This is a genomic window from Rhodoplanes roseus, assembly GCF_003258865.1.
Classification (GTDB): Bacteria; Pseudomonadota; Alphaproteobacteria; order Rhizobiales; family Xanthobacteraceae; genus Rhodoplanes; species Rhodoplanes roseus.
The window spans coordinates 1-274 of the sequence record NZ_NPEX01000813.1 but is presented as its reverse complement, the minus strand read 5'-3'; the positions used below and the strand labels follow the sequence as shown (position 1 = coordinate 274).

Genomic DNA, 274 nt, shown 5'->3' with positions numbered 1-274 from the left:
ATGCGGGGGAGTTTTCCCGGCTTTTCCCCGATCTCGCCGAAGATGAGAACAAGGTCGAAAAGACACGCAGGGCTGCCGAGCGAGCCGGAGCGGTCGTCATCCTCAAGGGCGCGGATACGGTCGTGGCTGCCCCTGACGGCCGCGCAGCGATTTCAGCGCACGACGCCCCATGGCTTGCAACCGCCGGGACAGGCGACGTTCTGGCAGGAATGATCGCAGGCCTTGCCGCCCAAAGAATGCCGGCCTTCGAAGCTGCGTGCGCTGCCGTTTGGAT

1 protein-coding gene is annotated in these 274 nt (G+C 64.6%); it reads left to right on the top strand.

Annotated elements, in window-relative coordinates:
* Window positions 1–274, top strand: a 274-nt coding sequence (locus CH341_RS32530) for an ADP-dependent NAD(P)H-hydrate dehydratase (protein WP_281023743.1), incomplete at both ends; no start/stop codon positions are given.